Genomic DNA, 23565 nt, shown 5'->3' on the forward strand with positions numbered 1-23565 from the left:
GGCGGGTGGGCGGCGGGCACGCGTGGGCCTGGTGGCGGCCCGTCGACGCGTACGAGCGGCCCCGACCCCAGCGGCGACCGCGCGTCCGAGGCGTTCGACGAGCCCGGTCGGCCGTCCCACCGGCCGGCCGTCCCGCCGCCGGGCAGTCCGGGCCCCGGCCGGGGATCCTGGAGGGAGGCGGCAGCCGCGCGGGACCGGGCGGCAGAGCCGGCGACCGCCGGAAACGGAGGCTGCCATGGACACCCCCCACCCGCCGCACGAGCCCGCGCCCGCCCCCGGGCCCCTGACCTGCCTGGTCACCGGCGCGACCGGATACATCGGCGGACGCCTCGTGCCCGAGCTGCTGGACGCGGGCCACCAGGTCCGCTGCCTGGCCCGGTCCCCCGAACGGCTGCGCGACCACCCCTGGGCCGGCCGCGTCGAGGCGGTCCGCGGCGACGTCACCGACGCCGCCACCACCGCCGCCGCGCTGCGCGGCGTCGACGTCGCGTACTACCTGGTCCATTCACTGACGACCGGCCCCGACTTCGAGGAGCGCGACCGCGCCGCCGCCCGGACCTTCGCCGACGCGGCGCACGCCGCCGGCGTACGGCGCATCGTGTACCTGGGCGGACTCGTCCCGGGCGGCGAGCCCACCCGGGACCTCTCGCCGCACCTGCGCTCCCGTGCCGAGGTCGGCGAGATCTTCCTGCGCGGGCCCGTCCCCGCCACCGTGCTGCGCGCCGCCGTGATCATCGGCTCCGGCTCGGCCTCCTTCGAGATGCTGCGCTACCTCACCGAGCGCCTCCCGGTCATGGTCACCCCGAGCTGGCTGGGCACCCGCGTGCAGCCCATCGCCGTCCGCGACGTCCTGCGCTACCTGGTCGGCAGCGCCCGCATGGCCCCGGAGGTGAACCGCGCCTTCGACATCGGCGGCCCGGACGTCCTCACGTACGAGGAGATGATGCACCGGTACGCGGCGGTCGCCGGACTGCGCCCGCGGTTCATCGTGCGGGTGCCGATGCTCACTCCGCGCCTGTCCAGCCTCTGGATCGGGCTCGTCACGCCCGTCCCGCCGGCACTGGCCCGACCACTGGCCGAGTCCCTGCGCCACGAGGTCGTGTGCCGGGACCACGACATCGCCCGCCACGTGCCCGACCCGCCCGGCCACCCCGTCGGCTTCGACCGGTCCCTGGAGCTGGCCCTCCAGCGCGTGCGCGAGGCGAACGTGACCACCCGCTGGTCCAACGCCTCGCTCCAGGGCGCCCCGAGCGACCCGCTGCCCACCGACCCGGACTGGGCGGGCGGCAGCCTCTACACCGATCGCCGGTCCCGCGAGACCGCCGCGGGTCCGGGCGAGCTGTGGCGGATCATCGAGGGCGTCGGCGGCGAGAACGGCTGGTACTCCTTCCCGCTGGCCTGGGCGGTGCGCGGCTGGCTCGACCGCCTGGCCGGCGGCGCCGGCATCCGGCGCGGCCGTCGCGACGCGGCCCGGCTGCGGGTGGGGGACTCGCTGGACTTCTGGCGGGTGGAGGAGATCGAGCCCGGCCGACTGCTGCGCCTGCGGGCCGAGATGCGGTTGCCGGGGCTGGCCTGGCTGGAGATGTACGTCGACCCGCACGCCGCCCCGGACGGCCCTGCCGGCGCCGACGTGCCCCGAGGCCCTGCCGGCGCCGGCGGCCCCGGCGGCCCGCACGGATCCGGCGGCGCCGACGGCCCCACCGGTGCCCGGACCCGCTACCTCCAGCGGGCCCTGTTCCACCCCCGCGGGCTGCTCGGCCACCTCTACTGGTGGAGCGTGTCCCCGTTCCACGCCGTCGTGTTCGGCGGCATGGCCCGCAACATCACCCGGGCCGCGGAACGGCTCGCCGGGCAGGAGCCGGCGGCCGGCTGACCGGCCCGGGACCGGTCCCGGGCACCCCGGCGCGCGCACGTACGGGGTGACCAGAAGGATGACCCGGACGGACCGTCGGGGGAGTGCCCCGTCCCCCCTGCGGCGACAATGGAGCCATGGCCGAGGAGACACCCCGCGGTGTCCCCGGGCCCGGCACCACGCGGCCCGCAGGCACGGACGGGGCGGACACGCGCCGCGGCCGCGCGACCGGAGCCACGGCGGCCACGGCCACCGGAGAACGCGACCAGCGCCTGGCGCGCTGGCTGCTGCGCTCGATGCTCGCCGACCCCGGGCACCTGCCCGAGATCCTGGCCTCGTTCGCCTCCCGCCGGCTCGGCGGCCGGGCCGCCCGTACGGTCGCCAGGGTCCGCGCCGGGCATCCCGACGCGGACCCCGACGAGCTGCGGGCCTTGGTGATCGGCCGCGGCCGGCGCGTGGTGGTGACCGAGGGCGCGTTCGTGGGCGGACCGTTCATGCTGCTCATACCGTTCGCGTTCTGCGCCGCCCTGCTGGCGCAGCTGCGGATGGCCCTGGAGATCGCCGCCGTGGCCGGCCGCGACGCGGCGTCCCCCGACCGTGCGGCCGAGCTGCTGGTGATCCAGGGAGCCCACCCGGACGTACCCGCCGCCCGTGCGGCGCTCGACGCGATGGCCGCCCGCACGGACGCCGCCGGTGCCCGCTCCGCGGACCGGCGTGGGTCCAGGACGGCAGCGCTGTGGACCACGGTCCGCCGCATGGCGTACCTGCTCGGACTGCTCGGCCCGAGCGGGAAGCCGACGCGGACGCCGGTGCGGGTGGCCCGCTGGGCGCTGGTGATCGCCGTGGTCGTCGTGGGGTTCGTCGCCCCGCTGGTGTGGCTGCCGTACCTGGCGTTCTCCTACCACCGGTCGACGGGCGAACTGGCGGAGCGCACCGTCGACTTCTACCGGTCGGGGGCGACGGGCGGGACCTGGGCGGCGCCGGAGGCCGCGGGTGACCTGCACGCCGCCGCCTCGGACCCCGGCATGATCGCGGCGGTGGTGCGCGCCTCCGCCTCGCTCCTGCTGCCCCTCGGGGCCCTCGCCCTGGTGGTCGTCGCCGACCTGAGGGACTCGCGCTGGCCCGTTCTCGCGGTGTCGGTCACGGGCCTCTCCGTGGCCGTCGGCGCCGTCTGGTACCTCCGCCGGCGCCGACGCCCCGGGCGCTGACGGAACCGCTGGCGGAACGCTGACGGAAACACTGGCGGGAACGGCGAAGGCGAGGAGTTCGTCAACTCCCCGCCATGCTCAACATATAGCGCACCGGGGGGCTTGCGGCAAGACCCCGATCATGGTCCAGAATCTCCCGGCGAGGCCTCCCACCTGCGGAAACCGCGGTCCTGCGGGAAGGCCGGCCTCCGCCTGACCTGAAGTCGTCGAAGGGGGAATCCGATGATCGACGTGATCGTCGTAGGGGGCGGTCCGACCGGCCTGATGCTGGCGGCCGAGCTGCGGCTGCACGACGTGGACGTGGTCGTGCTGGAGAAGCTGACGGAGCCGACCGGGCAGTCCCGGGGCCAGGGGCTGCACGCGCGCAGCGTCGAGATCATGGACCAGCGCGGCCTGCTGGAACGGTTCCGCGAGGTCAGCGGCACGTTCCAGGTCGGCGGCCTCTTCGGGGGGATCGCCAAGCCGTGGCCGGAGCGGCTGGACACGGCCCACCCGTACGGCCTCGCGACCCCGCAGCCGGTCACCGAGCGGCTGCTGGAGGAGCGCGCCCGCGAACTCGGTGCCGACCTCCGGCGCGGCCACGAGGTGTCCGGGCTGGAGCAGGACGGGGACGGGGTGACCGTCGAGCTGACGGACGGCACGCGGCTGCGCTCGCGCTACGTCGTCGGGTGCGACGGCGGCCGCAGTACGGTGCGCAAGGCGGTCGGCGTCGGCTTCCCGGGCGAGCCCGCGCGGGTCGAGACGCTGCTCGGCGAGACGGGGCTGGGCGAGGACCCGGAGACGATCGAGGCCGTCGTCGCGGAGGTCCGCAGGACCCAGCTGCGGTTCGGCGCCACCCCGCTCGGGGACGGGACGTACCGGGTCGTCGTACCCGCCGACGGGGTCTCCGAGGACCGGACCGCCGCGCCGACCCCCGACGAGTTCCGCCGGCAGCTGCGCGCCGTCGCCGGCACCGACTTCGGGATGCACTCGCCCCGCTGGCTGTCCCGGTTCGGCGACGCGACCCGGCAGGCCGAGCGCTACCGCGTCGGCCGGGTGCTGCTCGTCGGCGACGCGGCGCACATCCACCCGCCGACCGGCGGTCAGGGGCTCAACCTGGGGGTTCAGGACGCCTTCAACCTCGGCTGGAAGCTCGCGGCGGAGGTGGCCGGCTGGGCTCCCGAAGGGCTGCTGGACAGCTACCACGCCGAACGGCACCCGGTCGGCGCCCGCGTCCTGGAGAACACCCGCGCGCAGATCACGCTGCTGGGCACCGACCCGGGGGCGACCGCGCTCCGGGAGCTGTTCGGACGGCTGATGGACTTCGAGGAGGTCAACCGGTACGTCACGGAGATGATCACCGCGACGGGCGTCCGCTACGACCTCGGCGAGGGCCACGACCTGCTCGGCCGGCGGCTGCGGGACGTCGGCCTCAAGCGCGGCCGCCTGTACGCGCTGCTGCACGGCGGCCGCGGGCTGCTCCTGGACCAGACCGGCCGCCTGTCGGTGGACGGCTGGGCGGACCGGGTCGACCACGTCGTCGACGTCAGCGACGAGCTGGACGTACCGGCCGTGCTGCTCCGGCCGGACGGCCACGTGGCGTGGGTCGGCGACGACCAGGACGACCTGCTCGCGCACCTGCCCCGGTGGTTCGGCGGCGCCGTCCGCTGACGGCGGGGCCGCTCACCCGCCCTCACCTCCCCCTTCACGTTCTCCTCACGGAATTCACACAAATGCCGGACGTGGAGGGGGAGTTGAGCCTAGCCTGGCGGTCCCGCACGGGGGTGTGGGCCGAGCACTTCCGGGGGAGGGGCGTCGATGGACGTCAGGTCAGGCACGCGTGCCCGCGCACTCGTGGTGGGCTTATTGGGACTCGCACTGCTGGGGGGAACGGTCTCCGCCCGGGCGGCCACCGACCCGCCCGCCCCGAGACCGGCGGCGAAACCCGCCGCCCCACCGCGCCAGTCCCCACCGCCCGCCCAGGGCCCGGCCGGCCCCGACACGGGCGCGACCGCCACGAACAACGCCGTCTACGCGTACGACGCCACCGGCCGCCTGGTCGGCGTCACCGACCCCGCCGGTGAGACCGCCCGCTACCGCTACGACGCCGCCGGCAACCGCCTCGCCGTCGACCGCTACCGCTCCAGCACCCTGTCGGTGCTCTCCCTCGTGCCCCCGCGGGCCGCCGCCCGCGCCCGCGTCACGCTCTCCGGCACCGGCTTCTCGACCACCGCCGCCTCGAACAAGGTCACCCTCGGCGGCAGGGCCGCCACCGTCACCTCCGCCACGCGCACCCGCCTGGTCGTGACGGTCCCCACCGGCGCGAGCAGCGGCAAGGCCACCGTCACCGTCGCCGGCCTCAGCGCCACGGCCCCCGAGACGTTCGCCCTCGCCGGAAAGGGCCCCGTCCTCAAGGCCGTCGAGCCGCCGGCCGGATACCCCGGCTCCACGGTCCTCCTGCGCGGTTCCGGGTTCTCGGCCGTGACCGCCGACAACGTGGTCCGCTTCAACGGCCGTCTCGCCCAGGTCACCGGCCGCACCGCCACCACCCTCTCGGTGAAGGTCCCGCCCGGCGCCACCACCGGCCTCGTCCAGGTCACCACCCCCGACGGCCGGGCCGCCTCCGCCAACCCCTTCAACGTCCCGTACACCGGCAGCGGCGAGGTGGAGTCCAGCACCACGACGTCCTTCACGGACACCACTCCGCCCCTGGTCAAGGTAGTCAACGGCGGCAACCTCACCGAGGTCCGCTTCGACGCCAAGACCGGGGACAGCGCCTCCTTCGGCCTGACCGAGTCCACCTTCCGCTCCACGGTCAACGCCGAACTGCGCGACCCCAACGGCAACCAGGTCGGCTACACCGCCTTCCTCTACGGCACCGCACCCCGCTTCTCCGCCTCCGACCTCCCCCTCACCGGCCGCTACAGCCTGCTCCTTGCCCCCGGCAGCCGGGACACCGGACAGGCCCGCGTGACCCTCTCGCGCCCCGTGACCGCCCCGAGGCTCACCACCACCGGCGCGCCCACCACCGTGACGCTCACCCGGCCGGGCCAGGAGGCCCGCGGATCCTTCGTCGCCGCCGCCGGCACCAGCCTCAGCCTCGGCGTGGCCAACAGCCTCTCCGAGACGGTCAAGGTCTCCGTGACCGCCCCCTCCGGCGCCTCCGTCGTCCGGGACGCCTACGTCTACAGCGGCCGCAACGAGGGCCTGACCCTGCGCGACCTGCGCGAGACCGGCACGCACACCGTCACCGTCGTGCCCTCCGGCGCCGTCACCGGCACCGTGGGACTCACCCTGTCCTCCGACCTGACCACCACGCTCAAGCCCGGCGCCGCCGCCCTCACCAGGAGCATCGGCCGGGTCGGCCAGCACCTGAGCGCCACCTTCACCGCCGGCACCGCCCCGCTCAGCTTCGCCGCCACCGGCAGCACCGTGCCCCAGTCGGTCGAGTTCACCCTCTTCGGCCCGGAGTACCCCGGCGGACGCTACCTCGGCACCATCGGCGCCAACGGCGGCGACGTGTTCCACCTCGGCCGCCTCACCCCGGGCGGCACCTACACGCTGACCGCCTCCCCGTACCAGGGCGGCACCGGCTCCCTCACCCTCTGGCTGAGCGAACCCGCCCGCGTCGGCCCCCTCGTCGCGGACACGGTCAGGACCGGCACCACCACCCGCCCCGGCCAGCCGCTCGTCTTCACCGTCAAGGCCCGGGCCGGCGACGGCGCCTCGGTACGCCTGGGCGCCCCCGGCACCGGATACTCCCGGATCTCCTTCCGGCCCCCCGGCGCCACCACCGACACCTACGTCGCCACCACGACCAACGAGTCCGAGGTCAACCTGCGGGCCCCGATGACCGCCGGCACGGCCGAGATCACCGTCCAGCCCGAGGACGCCATGTCCGGCAGCACCACCGCCGTCCTGCGCCCCGACGCCGTCGGGGGCACCCTCACCGTCGGCGGCGCCCGCAGGAGCGCCACCGCCGCCGCCGCCGGCCAGAACGCCCGCTACACCTTCGACGGCACCGCCGGTCAGCGCCTCACCCTCGACATCGGCGCCTCCCCGTACTACTGGTACCTGTCCGTCTGGGGCCCGGACGGCCGCTGGCTCCTCGACGAGCGGTACGTCTCCGACACCACCACCTCCACCACCCTGCCCGAGCTGCCCGCCACCGGCCGGTACGTCCTCACGGCCGCGCCCTACGACGGCCGCACCGGCACCTTCACCCTCGGCCTGAGCACCACCCCGGCGGCCGCCGCGCACGCCACGCCCGGCAACGCCGCCCCGAACGCGCCCCCCGCACCGGCACCGGCCCCGGCCCAGGCCGCGCCCCGTCCCGCCGAGCCCGCCGGCCCCGACGTCTGGCGCCCGGGCAAGGACCAGCTCGCCGGCCGCGACTGGACCACCCGCCGCGGCCCCGCGCCGCACGCCCCGAGCCCGCTGCCCGCCCCGGCCGGCACCACCGCCCTGACCGGACTCGTCCTGACGCTCGACGGCCACCCGCTGCCCCGCGTCACCGTCCGGGCCGACGGCAGGACCTCCCGCACCGACGCCCAGGGCCGGTTCCTGCTCGCCGGCATCGACCCGCACACCACCACCGTCACCGTCGACGGCGCCACCGCGGACACCGGCGCCCGCCGGTACGGCCGGTACGACATCCGCGTGCACCCGCGCGCCGGACAGCGCACCGACCTCGGCTTCCCGGTGTGGATGACCGCCCTCGACACCGCCCACACCACCCGGTTCGCGGCCCCGGCCGCCCGCGACGTGGTGCTCACCACCCCGCGCATCCCCGGCCTCGAGGTGCGCATCCCCCAGGGCTCGGTGGTCCGCGACGAGAACGGCCGGGTCGTCACCGAGCTCGGCATCACCGCCATCCCGCTGGACCGGGCGCCGTTCCCGCTGCCCCGCCGCGGCGTGGTCCCCGTCTACTTCACCGTCCAGCCCGGCGGGACGTACGTGTTCCCCAAGGGCGCCCAGATCGTCTACCCGAACTACACCCACGAACCCGCCGGCACCCGCGTGGAGTTCATGGACTACGACCCCAAGGGCAAGGGCTGGCACGTCTACGGGTACGGCCGCGTCTCCGCCGACGCGAAGCAGGTCGTCCCCGACCCCAGGACCCGCGTGTGGTCGTTCCACGGCGCCATGTTCAACACCGGCGACCTGATGCCGTTCGACACCTCGCGCATCAAGGACGCCGTCGACTGGCTCTCCGGCGACCCCGTCGACCTCGCCACCGGACTGCTCACCGACACACGCACCGACCTCGCCGTCTCCGGTGACCTCGGCACCGCCGAGGTGTCCCGCACCTACTGGCAGGGCGACACCCGCAAGCGCGCCTTCGGCATCGGCCGCGACCTGTCGTACAACGCCTTCCTCCACTCCGAGCAGCAGTACCAGGAGGTCGACCTCTACCTGCCCGGCGGCTCCAAGGTGCACTTCGTGCGCACCTCGCCCGGCACCTCCTACAGCGACGCCGTCTTCGAACCCCTCGACTCGCCCGCCGCGTTCCGCGGCACGAAGATCGTCCAGACCGGCACCTGGGACCTGAAGTTCCCCGACGGCAGCACCTGGGTCTTCCCCTGGTACTCGCCCCTCAAGGAGATCCGCGACCGGTTCGGCAACAAGACCATCCTGACCCGCATGGACAACGGCACCAAGGGCCCGGTCGTCCGCGTCGACACCCCCGGCGGCCGCTGGATCAAGTTCACCCACGACGCCGAGGGCCGCGTCACCGGAGCCCGCGACAACGCCGGCCGCAAGGCCACCTACACCTACGACCCGGTCGGCCGCCTCGCCACCGTCACCGACCCGGCCGGCCGGACGTCCACCTACACCTACGACGGCACCACCAACCGCATCACCCAGGCCACCGACGCCCGCGGCATCACCTACCTGAAGAACACCTACGACGCCGAGGGCCGGGTCACCCGGCAGACCCTCACCGAGGGCGCCGCCTACAGCTTCACGTACCGCAAGAACGCCGCCGGCCGCATCGTCGACACCCGCGCCAAGCAGCCCGACGGCACCGTCCGCCGGGTCGAGTTCGACGACTCCGGGTACGCCGTCGCCGACACCCGCGCGTACGGCACCGCGCTCGCCCGCCGCACCGTCCTCACCCGCGGCGACCACCACCGCGTCGACGCCGTCACCGACCCCTTCGGCCGGCGCACCGCGTTCACCCACGACGCCCACGACAACATCACGTCGACCACCGAGCTGGCCGGCACCCCGAACGCCCGCACCGTCGCCAAGACCGTGTTCGACGGGCCGTACGACCTGCCCACCGCCCTGACCGACGCCCTCGGCCACACCGCGCGCCTGGCCTACGACGACCTCGGCAACCTCACCCGGTCCACCGACGCCCAAGGCCGCGCCACCGTCTTCACCCACCTGCCCACCGGCCAGGTGGAGACCGCGAAGGACCCGTCCGGCGCCGTCACCCGCTTCACCTACCAGGACGGCGAACTGAGCGCGGTCACCGACGCCGCCGGCGCCACCAGCGCCCAGTACCGCGACGCCGCCGGCCGCCCCGTCCTGCTCACCGACGCGGCCGGCTCCCGCACCCGCGTCGCCTACGACAAGCTCAACCAGACCACCTCGGTCACCGACCCGCTCGGCTCCCGCACCTCCTTCACCTACGACAAGAACGGCAACACCACCGCCCTCACCGACGCCCGCGGCGCCACCACGACCTGGACCTACGACACGGCGGACCGGCCGGTGTCCGCCACCGACCCGCTCGGCGCCAAGGCCACCTTCGGCTACGACAAGGCCGGCCGGATCACCCAGGCCGTCAACCGCCTCGGCCAGAAGGCCACGTCCGAGTACGACGCCCTGGGCCGGACCACCAAGGTCACCGAGGCCGGCGCGGGCACCACGACGAACACCTACAACGCCGTCGACCTCCCGTCGAAGATCACCGACACGGCCGCCGGCACCCAGTCCTTCACCTACGACGCCCTCGACCGGCTGACGTCCACCACCGGCCCCACCGGCAAGGTCGCCTACGGCTACGACGGCGCCGACCGCCGCACCACCATGACGGCCGCCGGCACCACCACGACCTACACCTACGACGCCTCCGACGCGCTCACCGGCGTCAGGACCGGCACCGAGCCCGTCACCTTCACCCTCGACAAGGCGGGCCGCGAGAAGACCGCCGCCCTGCCCGGCGGCATCACCCGCACCACCGGGTACGACAAGGCCGGCCGGACTGTCTCCATCGCCTACACCCGGGGCGCCACCAAGGTCGGCGACCTCGCCTACACCCGCGACGCCCGCGGCCTCCAGACCGGCCTGACCGGATCCCTGGCGAGCGTGGCCCTGCCGGCCGCCGAGTCCGGCTCCGCCTTCGACAAGGCCAACCGACTCACGAAGTTCGGCGGCCGCTCGTTCACGTACGACAAGGAGGGCCGTCTCACCGCCGACGGACTGCGCACCTACCAGTGGAACGGCCGCGGCGAACTCACCGGCCTGACCAAGGCGGGCAAGACGTCCACCTTCGGCTACGGCCCCCTCGGCGAGCGCACCGGCGCCGACATCGCGGGCACCGAGCGCAGGTTCCTCACCGACGGTGCCAACCCGTTGGTCGAGCAGACCGGTTCGGGCGGCACCGCCGCCACCGTGGCGGCCGGCGGCCTCGACGACTTCCGTACCCGCACCGCGGGCGGCAGGACCCAGGTCTACCTCACCGACGCCCTCGGCTCCGTCGTCGGCCTGGCGGACACGGCAGGCAAGGTCACCACCCGCTACACCTACGACCCGAACGGCACCGTCACCCGCAGCGGCGCCGCCACCACCAACCCGTACACCTTCACCGGCCGCGAGGCCGACGCCACCGGGCTCATGTACTACCGGGCCCGCTACTACGACCCGCAGACCGGCCGGTTCCTCTCCGAGGACCCCGCCGGCCACGAGGGCGGCAGCAACCTCTACCAGTACGCCCTGTCCTCCCCGACCACCTACACCGACCCCTCGGGCAACTTCCCGCTGCTTGCCGCGTGCCTGGTCGGCGCTGCCGTCGACGCGGCCGTGGACTACGGCGTCCAGCGGCTGTCCGGCCGCAAGGTCGACTGGGGCCAGGTCGGCACCTCCGCCCTCACCGGCTGCGCGACGAGCATGCTCGGCCCCCTGCTCAAGGGCGCCAAGTGGCTCAAGGGGGCCCTCGGGGCCTGCCGCACGCCCAACAGCTTCACGGCGGGCACGCAGGTCCTCATGGCCGACGGCACCTCCAAGCCCGTCGAACGCGTCCGCACCGGCGACCGGGTGTACACCGCCGACCCGGAGACCGGCGCGGCCGGCAGCGCCGAGGTCACCGGCCTCATCGTGGGCAGCGGCGACAAGCACCTCGTCGACGTCACCGTACGCACCGGCGGCGGCACCGCCACCGTCACCGCCACGGCCGAGCACCCCTTCTGGCTCCCGTGGCAGCACCGCTGGGCCGACGCCGCCGAGCTGCGCGCCGGCGACCTGCTGCGCACCGCCGCGGGCGGTACGGCCGAGGTGGCTGCCGTCCGGCACGAGGAGCACCCGGCGGACGTCTTCAACCTGACGGTCGCGGGAACCCACACGTACCATGTGGTCGCCGGCGGCACGGCGGTGCTCGTCCACAACGCCGGCGGCACCTGCGGCCTCGCACTCGACGCCCTCTCCCAGAGCGGCGGCCGGGCGAGCAAGAACGGGCTGACCCGCGCGGGGTTCGAGTACTCGAAGCACATGGGACGCGGAGAACTGCCGAAGGTGGGGGGCAAGCAGATGAGCGAGGCCGGCCAGAACCTGCTGGACGACATCCTGACCCACCCCGGAACCACCGTGTCCAACGTCACCAGCGGCAACTTTGCCGGCGGGACGCGGCACATCATGCCGGGCAGCAACGGCGGACGGGCCATCGGCGCCACGTTCGACTCCAGCGGTGCCTTCCAGTACTTCGGGGTGTACTAGCCGATGATCACGGTCCTCCCCTGGGAAGCGAAGGCGCGGGGCGGCGCCGGTACCGCCGCCCTGCGCGCGGCGGCGGCCGGCCGGCCGCTGCACGCCGTCCGGTACCTGGCACCGCCCGGCGGCCACTGGCCCGACGGGCACCGGGACACGGGCGCGCACGAGACGGACTCCCTCGTGGAGCTGGTGTTCGACGACGGCTCGGCCCTCCTCCTGTTCTGGGAGATGGACGGGCTCGACGAGGGGCTGGCCGCGGCGTTCCGCGAGGCCGGCGAGCCGGCCGGCGGGGCGGGCGGCGACGGCGTCCCCGTCGACGTCACGGCCCACCCCGACTGGGCCCCGTACGTGGGACGGGCCGTCAGCGGCCTCGTCCCGGCCTGGCACGTGCCCGACGAGGGCTGCCCCGAGCAGCCGTGGGCCTACCGGCTGGAGTTCACCGGCGGCCTCGACCTGGTGGTCGCCCTGGGCGAGGCGGAGGGCGGGGGCTTCACCTACATGCCCGACGCCCTGGTCGTCCTCTTCGACCGGGCCACGGCCGCTGCCTACCGGATCCCCGCCTCGGGGACGTCGGCGTACGGGTAGCCCGGCGCGCCGACGGGTGGCCGGCGGCGTACGGGCGGGCCGCCCACGGCGGGGGGGCCGGGCCGGGGCTCCGCCCGGCGCCGCCGGGCGGAGCCACCAGGGCCCGCCGCATTCACGCAAGCGGTCCGCCACCGGGCGGGCCGACCAGGGAGGGGAACGGTGCAGCACGAGGTCCGCGGTCACACGGAGGACCGCCCGGCCGGCCCCGCGCGGCGCAGGCTGCTGGCCGCGCTGCCGGCGTTGGGCGTCGTGTCCGGCATCGCGGGGGCGGTCGGCTGCGCACCGGCCGCCTCGAGCACCGCTACCGCGGCGCTCCCGCCCCAACTGCAGGGCGCCGAGCCCCCGGTGGCGGCCGAACTGGTCGCCCTGGACACCGTCCACGGCCGTCCGCCCGGCCGCGCGGAGCTGGCCGCCCTCGCGGCGGCGGTCCGCGCGGCCGATCCGGCCGGGGGCGGACTCGCCCTGGGTGCGGCCGCGTTCGGCCCGGCCGGAGCCGACGCGGACACGCGGGGGAGCGGTACGGGAGGCAGCGGAGGTACGGGAGGGAGCGGAGGTACGGGAGGGAGCGGAGGTACGGGAGGGAGCGGCGGTACGGGAGGGGGCAGCGGTACGGCGGTGCGGCCCCGACGGCTGCGTGACATGCCGGCCTTCCCGGGCGACCTCCTCGACCCGGCCCGCACGCACGGCCAGGTGCTCGTGCAACTGGGCGGGCGCGACCCCGCCCAGGCCCGGGAGCGGGCCGCCCGGGCGCTGACGGAACTGCCCGGCTGGCGCCCGCGCTGGCGGGCCGCCGGCCACCGGCCCGACAGCCGGGTCGCCGACGGCCGCGGCCTGGCCCGCAACCCCTTCCACTTCACCGAGGGCTTCGGCAACCCCGACGGCGAACGGGCCACCGCCGACCGCACCCTCGTCCGCCCGGGCGACGGCGAACCGGACTGGGCGGTCGGCGGCAGCTACCAGGTCGTGCGCGTGGTGCAGATCGCCGCCGAGCTGTGGGACCGGGACAGCATTCCCGAACAGGAGCGGGTCATCGGCCGCCGCCGTGACGGCCGTTGGCTGGACGGCACCCCCGCCACCGAACGCCCCGACTTCGCCGCCGACCCCGCCGGACGCCTCACCCCGCTCGACTCCCACGTCCGCCGCGCCGCTCCGGACCGCCGCAATCCGCCGCCCCTGGTCCGGCGCAGTTACAGCCACCCCGAGGGCCTGCTCTTCTCCTGCTTCCAGCGCGACCCGGGCACCGGCTTCGAGGCGGTCCAGCACCGCCTCGCGGGCGAGGCCATGGCCACGTACCTCCTGACCGTCGGCGGCGGCTACTTCTTCGTACCCCCGCCCGGCGACACCTGGCTCCGGGCCTTCGCCTGAGCCGCCGGACCGCCCCGACCTCACGGGGCCGGACCACCCGCTCCCGCGTCAGGAGGCCGAGGCCGCGTACCGGTCCAGGTAGTCCCGCAGGTACGGGGCGAGCGGGCCGTCGGCGTCGCTCTCGTGCAGGTACGACCACAGCTCGTTCTCCACCACGAACCGGCACGCGAACTCCTGGAACGTCCCGGCGCACCGGAGCAGCGAATCCGCCGCCGCGGCCCGGAAGGCGGCCGCCCGCTCACCGTCGAGCCCCTCCGCGTACTCGAGGTCCGCCGGCGAGCAGACCACGAACGCCTCCCCGGACGGGCGCAGGTACAGGTACCACAGGACGCAGTCCTGCTGGTCCCGCAGGAACCGCACGAGCCGGGCCCCGTCCTCCACCGGGCTGCGCAGCGGCCGGGACAGGTCGCTCCAGCAGGCCGTGACCGACACCTCGTCGAACGCGCCGCACAGGCGCGCGCTGCCGTAGAACGTGCGGAAGTCCGCGGGCAGGCGCAGCCCGAGGGGCGCCAACTCCGCCTCCAACGACGCCAGCTGCCCGGCGTGGCCCGAAGCCCGGTCGCCCGGCCCGCCGAGCCACCCGAAGCCACCGTCGAGAAGGGCGGGGTCCAGGGCGGGCAGGTCCTCCGCCGGGTAGACCTCGTAGGTGGAGCCGCACGGCCGGTAGGGACCCAGGTCGGTGGCGCACCAGCCGGTGGGCAGGTCGACGGGCGCGGTGGTGGATGCGGGCATGGGATCCCCCCTGGATCTTGCCGGTTCAGTGGTACGGGAACATCCTCGCGCCCCCCACTGACAACCGGCCGCCGCGGCCGCTACCGCTCCCCGTTCCCGCCGGCCGCCCCGCCGGGGCCGTCGCCCGGGTCGTCGCCGGGGGAGTCGTCCGGTTCCCCGGGCAGCGTGTCGTCGGCGCCCCCGTCCGCGCGCCGCGTCCGACGCAGCAACTGCTTGTGCAGTCGTTGGCTCATCGCCGAGGCGGCCGCCGTCAGGAACACGAAGCTGTAGACGATCTGCACGAGCGTCAGGCCCCGCGCGGTCTGTCCGGTGGGCACGATGTCCCCGTACCCGACGGTGGCGAGCGTCACGACGGTGAAGTAGAGGGCGTCCAGCCGAGTCGAGATCCCGTTGAACTCGCCGGGCTGCTGGGCGAGTGCGTGGTACGCCGCGGAGAAGACGAGGGCGGTCACGAGGGTCAGCAGCGCGATGAAAATGCCCGGCCGGGTGCCGGGCCGTTCGGTCACCACGTTGCGGATCTGCCGCAGCAGCAGGGCGGCCACCGCGGTGAGGGTCGCCACCAGGACGGTCCAGCTCAAGGTGACCCGGCGAGGCCCCAGCGCGTCGATGGGCAGCAGGAAGTACACCACGACCATCACCACGGCCGCGGCGGCGGCCGTCGGCCGGCGGTGCGTCCAGCGCCGTCTGGTCACGGTGCGCCCTCCTGTGCACGACGGCGGACGCGCCGGTCCGCCACGCCGCGCGGGGCGGGTGGAGGCGATCCGGGGGCCGGGCTCGCGAGGGGGTGGGCGCTCACCGGTGTCCTTCCGCGCGGAGGGGTACGGCAACCACAGGAACGACCTCCTGATCATGACCCCGGCCCCGCCCCCCGGCGATCGCACCGGGTCGTTCGGGTGACCCCGCCGCGTCGGCCCCGGCAGCGGGCCCGCCGGCGTTCCGTCCGCCCCGGATGGCGTACGCCGACACCCCGCCGGCCGGCGCGCGGCCGAGCGGCGGGGTGCCGGTCGTGCTGCTAGCGTCGAAGGGCGGGGCGGCCGGACCGTCCTCGCGCAGGCCCGGGCGAGGTGAGGAGAGCCCCATGGACGCTGCACAGGCCCGTCCGCCCACGGCCGGCCGCCGTCGGCGACGCCCGCGCCTCCTGCCCGCAGCCCTGCTCGGTGCCGTCGCCGCGCTCGCCCTGCCCCTGGCACCGTCCTCGTCCGGCGCCGCGTCCGCCCCGCCGCCGCGCGTGACCGCGACCGCGGCGCCCAGCGCGACCCCCGCGGGCACCGTCGTGGTCGTGGACTGCTTCGCCAAGCCCCAGGTACGGCCCGCGGACTTCCTCCTCGCCTGCGGCGACGGCAACAACCGCCTGACCGACCTCCACTGGACCGGCTGGGGCCGGCAGACCGCCACGGCCACGGGCACGGACATGGTGAACGACTGCGTCCCGTACTGCGCGGCCGGCAAGTTCCGCGCGTACCCGGTCACCGTGACGCTGAGCGTCCCCCAGCCGTGGCCGTCGCAGTCCGGCACGCAGCACTTCACGAAGCTGAGGATCGTCTACACCGACACCGCCCCCGCGCCCCTGCCGCGCGAAGTCACGTACGACCTCTGGAACTGACCCCGAGGCCCGGGGACCACCGGCGGACACGGCCGGCGGTCCCCCGTCACCCCGTCCCCTCGCGCCCACCGAGACGGCGTCAGTTTCGCGGTAGAACACGGTAGTTAGGGGCATATCGTCCGGAATCAGACCGAACCGACGTCGTCGCGGCTCGGTCGGGACCGATCGTTTTTCGCCGAATTCGTGGATCCGGCCGCTCGGCGCCGGGCGATCGGTAGCGTCCCCTTTCGAAAGAACCGATGCCGGTGACGGCGAAAGCAGTGTGGAGGACGACCATGGCCAACGTGGAAGTTTCGCTCAAGGAAGCGATGACCTCGATCGACGGCTCCCTGGGGGTGGCGCTGGTGGACTACACCAGCGGCATGGCCCTCGGCACGCTCGGCGGTGGCAAGGACCTGGACCTGACGGTCGCCGCGGCCGGCAACACCGACGTGATCCGTGCCAAGGTCAGGACCATGGAGATGCTGGGTCTCCAGGACGACCTGGAGGACGTGCTGATCACGCTGGGCGGCCAGTACCACCTCATCCGGCTGCTGCGCAGCCGCAGTGGCAGCGGCCTGTTCCTCTACCTCGTGCTCGACAAGGGGAAGTCCAACCTCGCCATGGCCCGCCACCAGCTCCGCCGCATCGAGGCCGAACTCGAGGTCTGACGCGAACGTCCCGCTTGGCCCACGCATGCCCACGAGTTGAAGACATCTTCAACTCGACACATCCGAAACCGGTCAACTTCGGGTGCGCGTGGGCCGGCGGGACGCGACGATGGGACCGGAGGCAGGTTCCCGGTGTGGGAGGCGCGGCCGTGGCAACGGTCCGAGGAGCAGCAGGAGCGTCGTGACTATGCAGGTGCCGCTGTACCAGGCGAAGGCCGAGTTCTTCCGGATGCTCGGCCACCCGGTCCGCATCCGCGTGCTCGAACTCCTCCAGGCCGGACCCATGCCGGTGCGGGACCTCCTGGCCGAGATCGACGTGGAGGCCTCCAACCTCTCCCAGCAGCTGGCCGTCCTGCGCCGCTCCGGCATCGTCGTGTCCACCCGCGAGGGCTCCACGGTCACCTACGCCCTGGCCGGCGGGGACGTGGCCGACCTGCTGCGGGCCGCGCGCCGCATCCTGACCGAGATGCTGGCCGGCCGCAACGAACTCCTGGCCGAGCTCCGGCAGGGCCAGCCGGTCGCCCCGGCACCGGACCCCGTCCGCACCTGACGGCGGCCGCCGGCCCCGGGCCGCCCGCTCAGGCCAACCCCAGCGCGAAGACGGCGAACCCCGCCGCGAGCACCCCCGCCCCCGCCCGCCGGACGGCACCGGCCCGCGTCCACGGGGACTCGAAGACCCGCGCGTACCGCCCGATCAGGACGAGCAGCCCGGCGAACAGCGGCAGCCAGGCCAGGCGGGCCAGGATCCAGCCAACCGAGTCGGGCGCCCCCACCAGACCGGCCGCCCCACCCGCGTACGAGGCGGGCACCGCGGCCACCAGCATGGCGCTCTGGTGCCAGCACAGGATCGTCATCGCCGACAGGTTGACCACGACCACCGGTGCCCACAGCGCCGGCCGCCGCAGCAGCCGGCCGATGCGCTCGCGCAGCAGGACCGCCGCACCGCTCTGCACCGCCGCGAGGGCCAGGACGAGCAGCGACGGCGGGTGGGAGTTGGTCCGGGCCTCTCCGGGCACACCCACCATCGACGCGGGGTAGCCGAACCAGACCAGCAGCGCGGCGAACAGCGCGGCGCCGCCGAGCAGCAGGCCCCACGCGTGGCGTCGGGCGACGCGTCCCTCGCCCCACGAGACGCCGAGCTGGTACGCGAAGAGCCAGCCGGGCAGGACGTTGAGCACGCCGAACCAGGACGGCACGGCCCCGGCGTACGGCCCGTAGCGCAGGAAGTCCACGGCGGCGACCGACGCGAGCAGCGGGGCCGCGGCCCACACGCCGAGCCGGCGGGCGGCCCGCACGCAGTACGGGGTCAGCGCCGTCACCACCGTGTACACCCCCACGAACCACAGCGGCTGCACCACCAGCGTCGACGCCGTCCTGAGGGTGTCGCCCGGCACCCCCAGGCCGAAGTGCAGCAGCGGCAGCAGCGCCGCCCAGACCGCGGTGACCCCGAGCACCGGCCGCCCGAGCCGGGCGATCCGCCCCCGCAGCCACGTACCCGCGGGGCCCTGGTGGCGGCGGAAGGACAGCACGGAGGCGTAGCCGCCGACCAGGAAGAAGATCCCGAGCATCTGCAGGAACCAACTGGCCGGCGCCAGCCCGCCGAAGGCGGACAGCGGACTGGCGTTGTGGAGCGCGCCGTCGGGCGACCGGGTGAAGCCGCCGAGCAGCCAGTGCCCGGTGGGTACGGCCACCAGGGCCAGGGCGCGCAGCCCGTCGATCGCGCGGTCGCGGTGGGCCGGCGTACCGGCCTCGATCCTGCGGGCCGTCGCCCGCAGCGCCTTCATCGGGCCGCTCCGTCCGCGATGGCGGCGAACGCGCGCAGCGAGTCGGTACCGGGCGCGAAGTAGCCGTCGTGGCCGCGCGCGGCCCCGGACACCCAGCCCGCGGTGCCGGCCACCGCCGAGGCCGTCAGCACGGCGGCCACCACGGTCCTCGCGATCCGCCCCCTCGCCCTGCGCGCCCCCGGAACCCGGGTCCTCGTCAACCGGCGCATGTGCCCTCCCCTTCCTGTCCCGCTCGTCGTCGGCGACAGGAAGGTAGGAAGGGATAGGCGCACGGCACGTCACACCGCAGCGCCAACTACGCGCTCATACCTCAGTAGGGGGTGGGGGAGCGGCCACCCCCCCGCCTACCGCCCCCCAGGCGTGACCAGCCCCGACTCGTACGCGAAGACCACCGCCTGGGCCCGGTCGCGCAGGTCCAGCTTGGCCAGCACCCGCCCGATGTGCGTCTTCACCGTCTGCTCGGCGAGCACCAGGTGCGCGGCGATCTCCTGGTTGGACAGCCCCCGGGCGATCAGCTCCAGCACCTCCGACTCCCGCGGCGTCAGCCCGTTGAGGCGCAGCGCGACCCGGTCGGTGCGCGGCCCGGGCCGGGAGGCCGCGAAGTCGGCGATCAGCCGCCGGGTCACCGAGGGCGCCAGCAGCGCCTCCCCGGCCGCGACCACCCGCACCCCCGCGATCAGGTCGGCCGGCGGCGCGTCCTTCAACAGGAAGCCGGAGGCCCCGGCGCGCAGCGCCTCGTACACGTAGTCGTCCACGTCGAAGGTGGTGAGCATCAGCACCTTGGGCCGGTGGACCACCCCCGGCGGGGGGTCGAGGATCTCCCGCGCGGCCGCGAGCCCGTCCAGCTCGGGCATCCGCACGTCCATCAGGACCACGTCGGGGTGCGTGGCGCGGGCCACGGTGACGCCCTGCCGGCCGTCCGCAGCCTCGCCCACCACGTCGATGTCGGACTGCGCGGACAGCAGGGCGGCGAAGCCCGCCCGCACCATGGCCTGGTCGTCGACGATGATCACGCGGATGGTCACGGGGCGCCCTTCGGGGTGGTCAGCGGCAGCCGGGCGGCGACCCGGAAGCCCCCGTCCGGCAGCGGCCCGGCGTCGAGCGAGCCGCCGGTCAACCGTACGCGCTCGCGCATGCCGATGAGGCCGTGGCCGGCGCCTGGCCCGTGCTCCACCGGGGCGGCCGGCTCGGCGGCGGGCCCGTTGACGACCAGGACGTCCAACCAGCCCTCCGCGCCGCCGCGCACGGACACCCGCGTCGCGGCGCCCGGCGCGTGGCGGACCACGTTCGCCAGCGCCTCCTGCACGATCCGGTACGCCGACAGCTCCACCGCCTGCGGCAGTTCGCCGTGCTCCCGGAGGTCACCGGCCAGCGACAGCTCCGCCGGCACGCCGGCCCGTACGGTCGCCTCGACCAACTGCTGCACCCGGTCCAGACCCGGCTGCGGCGCCCGCTCGCCCTCCGTGCCCTCGCTGCGCAGCACCGCCAGCAGCCGCCGCATCTCGGCGAGCGACTCACGGGCCCCGGCCGCGATCGTCGCGAACTCCTCGCGGGCCGCGTCGGGAAGGTCCGGGATCCGGTACGGGGCGGAGTCCGCCTGCACGGTGATCACCGACATGTGGTGGGCGACCACGTCGTGCAGCTCGCGGGCGATCCGGGCACGTTCCTCCAGGAGCGTGCGGCGGGACCGTTCGGCCTCGCTGATCGTCTCCTGCTCCACCAGCCGCCACTCGGCCTCCCCGCGCCCGCGCAGCGTCGCGGTGAGCAGCAGCACGGCGCCGCTGAGCACGAAGAGCAGGACGGTCACCCCGCCCGCGCGGTCCGGCGAGACCATCTCGAAGACCGCCCCCGCCGCGCCGGTCGCCAGCCACACCCCGATCAGGACGCGCCGGGACTCCCGCAGCCCGAGGGCCGGCATCAGCGCGAGGTAGCCGACGACGACCATGGGCGTCCACGGCCAGGGCCGGCCGTCCACACCGGAGGCGGCCAGCAGCGCGAACCCGCCCGCGACGTCCCCGGCGAAGACGATCCCCCAGGCCCGGAGGGGGTGGGTGACGGCGAGCACCAGCGGCGCGGTCTGCGCGGTGGCGAGGGCGCCGGCGAGGGCGCCGTACACGTGGTAGTCCTGCACCAGCACGGTGACCGTGACGGGCAGCAGCGACGCGACGAACGCCAGCGCCACCCCGTACGGCAGCCAGCGCACCCACGCGGACGACGCCCGGGCGAACAGGGCCTCGCCGGGACCGGTGGGCGTGGCGAGGGCCACCGCGGTACTCCGCAGCGACGCCTGGGCCCGGGCCCCTGCCTGTGACGCGCGCGGCCGACGCCGCTTCTCATCCCTCATGGTCCGGCCAGCGTAGGTACCGCGCGTGCACCGGCACGTCATACCGGGGTACCCCCCAGGGCCGTACCCCGGTAGGGGGCGGGTTCCACGAACGGCGGTGAGGGTGGGTGCGGGCCCCGGCGCCGGAGCACACCGCGTCGGCGGTTCAGAGCCGGGGCAGGGGCGGGTGCGTGGCCAGCCAGTGGCGCGCGATCTGCTCGCGGGTGGCGATCCACCCGCCGCCGAGCTGCGAGACGTGCCTGAGGAACCCGTCGAGGGCCCGGATGCGGCCGGGCCGGCCGGTGATCCGGCTGTGCAGGCCGACACTCATCATGCGCGGACGGTCGGCGCCCTCGGCGTGCAGTGCGTCGTACGTGTCGACGAGGTAGTCGAGCATGTCGTCGGCGGTGGTGAAACCGTGGACGATCAGGAACTTGAAGTCGTTCGCGTCCAGGCAGTACGGCACCACGAGGTGCGGCCGGCCGGCCGCCTCCACGTAGAAGGGCAGGTCGTCCGCGTAGTCGTCGGAGTCGTAGAGGAAGCCGCCCGCCCCGGCGACCAGGCTCCGGGTACGGGGGCTCGTGCGGCCGGTGTACCAGCCGACGGGGCGGCGCCCCACGAGCCGCTCGACCGTCGCGACCGTCCGCGCGATGTCGGCGCGCTCGACGTCCTCGGGCACGTGCCGGTAGTCGATCCAGCGCCAGCCGTGGCCCGCGACCTCCCAGCCGGCCGCGCCCATCGCCCGCGCCGCGTCCGGATTGCGCTCCAGCGCCTGCCCCACTCCGTGGACCGTGACCGGCACCCGGTGTGCCGTGAGCGTGCGGTGGAGGCGCCAGAAGCCGGCGCGCGAGCCGTACGCGAACATCGACTCGACGTTCAGGTCGCGCCCGCCCACCACCGGCGGAGCGCCGACGATCTCGTGCAGGTAGCCCTCGGAGGCGGCGTCGCCCTCCAGGACGTTCTGCTCACCCCCCTCCTCGTAGTTGAGGACGAGGCTGACGGCGACCCGGGCACCGCCGGGCCAGCCGGCGTGCGGCGGCTCGGCGCCGTAGCCGACCAGGTCCCGCTGTTGCTCGGACACGGGCGGCACCCTACCGCCGTTCGCCCGCCGTACCGGGAAGGCGGGCCGCGCCGCGTCGCGCTCCGTCGGAGCGGCGAGGCGGTCCGTACGCGCGCTCCGCCGGCGCGGCGCGAGGCCGTCCCGCGGCGCTCCGCGGCGCTCCGCGACGCCTCTCGCGGGTCCCTCGCGTCGCCCCGCACGGCGGTCGGCGCAACGGCGCGGGATGCGTCGCACGGCTCGACGTGGAACCGTTTTCGCATGACCGAAGGCTCGACTCCTCATCTCTCTCCGGCGCGGATCACCGTCCTGGGTGTCCAACCCGCCGATCCGCCCTTCCGCATCGTCGAGGTCGACGGAGAGTTCGTCGGCAGGGCGACGTCGATGACCGACGTGCTGCTGATCGCGGCCGAATCGGGCGTCCTGATCCACGACCTCGACGACCTGGAAGAGGTCCGGTGGGTGGGAGGGGGCAAGTTCACCTGGACCCCCCACTGAGCCGCCCGCGGCCCCGGACCGGCCGGGGCCGTCCCCCCTGACGGGCCGGCGGGTCCCCGCCTCGGCACTCACGCCGGTGGGCTCCGCGACCGCCGGGCCCGGCGGCCGGCCGGCCGGCGCCGCGGCCCGGCGCGGAGGAGTCCTGGTGACCGTGACCGGTTCCGCCGTGCCGCTGCGCCGCTGCCGTGCCGGATGGGACAGTGGAGGCATGTGCGGCCGTTACGCCTCCTCACGGGCTCCCGAAGACCTCGCCGGCCTCTTCGAGGCCGAACTCGACCCCGACCGCGGCGCGCCGGGCCCCTCGTGGAACGTGGCGCCGACGGACGAGGTGTGGACCGTCCTCGAACGCGTCGACACCGGCACGGGCGAGGTGCGGCGGCGGCTGCGCCCCGTGCGGTGGGGCCTGGTCCCCTCCTGGGCGAAGGACCCCTCCGTCGGCGCCCGGATGATCAACGCCCGGGTGGAGACCGTGCACGAGAAGCCCGCCTACCGCAAGGCGTTCACCCGGCGGCGCTGCCTGCTGCCGGCGGACGGCTTCTACGAGTGGGTCGCGGTACCCGCGAGCGGCACGGCGAAGGCGTACAAGCAGCCGTACTTCATCCGCCCCGCGGACGACGGCGTCATGGCGATGGCGGGCCTGTACGAGTTCTGGCGCGACAGGTCCGTGCAGGACGACGACGATCCGGCGGCCTGGCTCACCACCGCCACCATCATCACCACCGAGGCCACCGACGAGGCGGGCCGCATCCACCCCCGGATGCCCCTCGCCCTCCACCCCGACGACTACGCCACCTGGCTCGACCCCGCCCACCAGCACACGGACGACCTGCGCGCCCTCCTGCACACCCCCGCCGACGGCCGCCTGACCGCGACGGCGGTCTCCACCGCGGTCAACAGCGTCCGCAACAACGGCCCCCACCTCCTGGAACCGGCGTAGGCGAACCGGCGTAGGCGCGGGCCGGCTGGCCACACGGACCGAGCCGGCCCGGGGG

18 protein-coding genes are annotated in these 23565 nt (G+C 75.1%); 11 read left to right on the forward strand and 7 right to left on the reverse strand.

All coding sequences use genetic code 11. The features are described 5' to 3' along the window. Nucleotides 1-235 precede the first annotated feature (235 nt). The 6 genes from IF43_RS0115035 (at nucleotide 236) to IF43_RS42700 (ending at nucleotide 13926) form a co-directional block, all read left to right on the forward strand. Nucleotides 236-1873: an SDR family oxidoreductase gene (locus tag IF43_RS0115035; protein WP_037888615.1), complete on the forward strand. Its 1638-nt coding sequence runs from the start codon at nucleotides 236-238 to the stop codon at nucleotides 1871-1873. A 116-nt stretch (nucleotides 1874-1989) separates the two neighbouring features. Then, entirely contained in the window at nucleotides 1990-3060 is a 1071-nt protein-coding gene (locus IF43_RS36460; protein WP_051795361.1) for a hypothetical protein, read from the forward strand. A 222-nt stretch (nucleotides 3061-3282) separates the two neighbouring features. Further along, nucleotides 3283-4710 (forward strand): rifampin monooxygenase, encoded by a 1428-nt coding sequence (rox, locus tag IF43_RS0115045; protein ID WP_030199928.1) that lies wholly within the window; start codon nucleotides 3283-3285, stop codon nucleotides 4708-4710. Between the two features lie 147 nt (nucleotides 4711-4857). Further along, complete coding sequence (locus tag IF43_RS43480; RefSeq protein ID WP_078910179.1) at nucleotides 4858-11982, forward strand: RHS repeat-associated core domain-containing protein; 7125 nt, start codon at nucleotides 4858-4860, stop codon at nucleotides 11980-11982. Between the two features lie 3 nt (nucleotides 11983-11985). Further along, complete coding sequence (locus IF43_RS0115055; RefSeq protein ID WP_030199931.1) at nucleotides 11986-12561, forward strand: hypothetical protein; 576 nt, start codon at nucleotides 11986-11988, stop codon at nucleotides 12559-12561. 159 nt (nucleotides 12562-12720) lie between these two features. Continuing rightward, complete coding sequence (locus IF43_RS42700; RefSeq protein ID WP_234332181.1) at nucleotides 12721-13926, forward strand: Dyp-type peroxidase; 1206 nt, start codon at nucleotides 12721-12723, stop codon at nucleotides 13924-13926. Between the two features lie 48 nt (nucleotides 13927-13974). On the opposite strand, the gene IF43_RS0115065 is transcribed toward IF43_RS42700, so the two are convergent. Continuing rightward, nucleotides 13975-14658 carry a hypothetical protein gene (locus IF43_RS0115065; RefSeq protein WP_051795362.1) on the reverse strand — a complete coding sequence of 228 codons (684 nt, stop codon included), beginning with the start codon at nucleotides 14656-14658 and terminating at the stop codon, nucleotides 13975-13977. Between the two features lie 80 nt (nucleotides 14659-14738). After that, entirely contained in the window at nucleotides 14739-15350 is a 612-nt protein-coding gene (locus IF43_RS0115070) for a potassium channel family protein (RefSeq protein WP_063753336.1), read from the reverse strand. A gap of 386 nt (nucleotides 15351-15736) precedes the next feature. Here IF43_RS0115070 and IF43_RS0115080 point away from each other — a divergent pair, with 386 nt between their 5' ends. From IF43_RS0115080 to IF43_RS0115090, 3 genes are all read left to right on the forward strand, one after another. Next, complete coding sequence (locus IF43_RS0115080) at nucleotides 15737-16261, forward strand: hypothetical protein (RefSeq protein ID WP_234332182.1); 525 nt, start codon at nucleotides 15737-15739, stop codon at nucleotides 16259-16261. A 275-nt stretch (nucleotides 16262-16536) separates the two neighbouring features. After that, nucleotides 16537-16911, forward strand: a complete 375-nt coding sequence (locus tag IF43_RS0115085; protein WP_030199941.1) for a hypothetical protein — start codon at nucleotides 16537-16539, stop codon at nucleotides 16909-16911. Nucleotides 16912-17098: 187 nt separating this feature from the next. After that, on the forward strand, nucleotides 17099-17461 hold the full coding sequence (locus IF43_RS0115090; RefSeq protein WP_030199943.1) for a helix-turn-helix transcriptional regulator: 363 nt from the start codon (nucleotides 17099-17101) through the stop codon (nucleotides 17459-17461). 28 nt (nucleotides 17462-17489) lie between these two features. Here the strand turns inward: IF43_RS0115090 and IF43_RS0115095 are convergent, their stop codons facing one another. The 5 genes from IF43_RS0115095 to puuE all read right to left on the reverse strand — a co-directional run bounded on the left by IF43_RS0115095 (nucleotide 17490) and on the right by puuE (nucleotide 22099). Next, nucleotides 17490-18695 carry an acyltransferase gene (locus tag IF43_RS0115095; RefSeq protein WP_030199945.1) on the reverse strand — a complete coding sequence of 402 codons (1206 nt, stop codon included), beginning with the start codon at nucleotides 18693-18695 and terminating at the stop codon, nucleotides 17490-17492. After that, nucleotides 18692-18904 carry a hypothetical protein gene (locus IF43_RS40720; RefSeq protein WP_107048491.1) on the reverse strand — a complete coding sequence of 71 codons (213 nt, stop codon included), beginning with the start codon at nucleotides 18902-18904 and terminating at the stop codon, nucleotides 18692-18694. The genes IF43_RS0115095 and IF43_RS40720 overlap by 4 nt, the downstream gene beginning before the upstream one ends. A 135-nt stretch (nucleotides 18905-19039) precedes the next feature. Continuing rightward, nucleotides 19040-19720: a response regulator transcription factor gene (locus tag IF43_RS0115105; protein WP_030199946.1), complete on the reverse strand. Its 681-nt coding sequence runs from the start codon at nucleotides 19718-19720 to the stop codon at nucleotides 19040-19042. Beyond that, complete coding sequence (locus IF43_RS0115110; protein WP_051795364.1) at nucleotides 19717-21039, reverse strand: sensor histidine kinase; 1323 nt, start codon at nucleotides 21037-21039, stop codon at nucleotides 19717-19719. Before IF43_RS0115110 ends, IF43_RS0115105 begins: the two co-directional genes overlap by 4 nt. Before the next feature lie 145 nt (nucleotides 21040-21184). Further along, nucleotides 21185-22099 carry an allantoinase PuuE gene (puuE, locus tag IF43_RS0115115; RefSeq protein ID WP_030199950.1) on the reverse strand — a complete coding sequence of 305 codons (915 nt, stop codon included), beginning with the start codon at nucleotides 22097-22099 and terminating at the stop codon, nucleotides 21185-21187. Between the two features lie 237 nt (nucleotides 22100-22336). On the opposite strand from puuE, the gene IF43_RS0115120 reads away from it, so the two are divergent. Further along, the gene (locus IF43_RS0115120) at nucleotides 22337-22573 is read left to right on the forward strand and encodes a hypothetical protein (RefSeq protein WP_030199951.1); all 237 of its coding nucleotides are present in this window, start codon (nucleotides 22337-22339) and stop codon (nucleotides 22571-22573) included. Between the two features lie 208 nt (nucleotides 22574-22781). Next, nucleotides 22782-23510, forward strand: coding sequence for an SOS response-associated peptidase (locus tag IF43_RS0115125; RefSeq protein WP_030199958.1), 729 nt, complete (start codon nucleotides 22782-22784; stop codon nucleotides 23508-23510). The last annotated feature ends 55 nt before the right edge of the window (nucleotides 23511-23565 follow it).

This window comes from Streptomyces sp. NRRL S-87 (genome assembly GCF_000719335.1).
Lineage (GTDB): Bacteria > Actinomycetota > Actinomycetes > Streptomycetales > Streptomycetaceae > Streptomyces.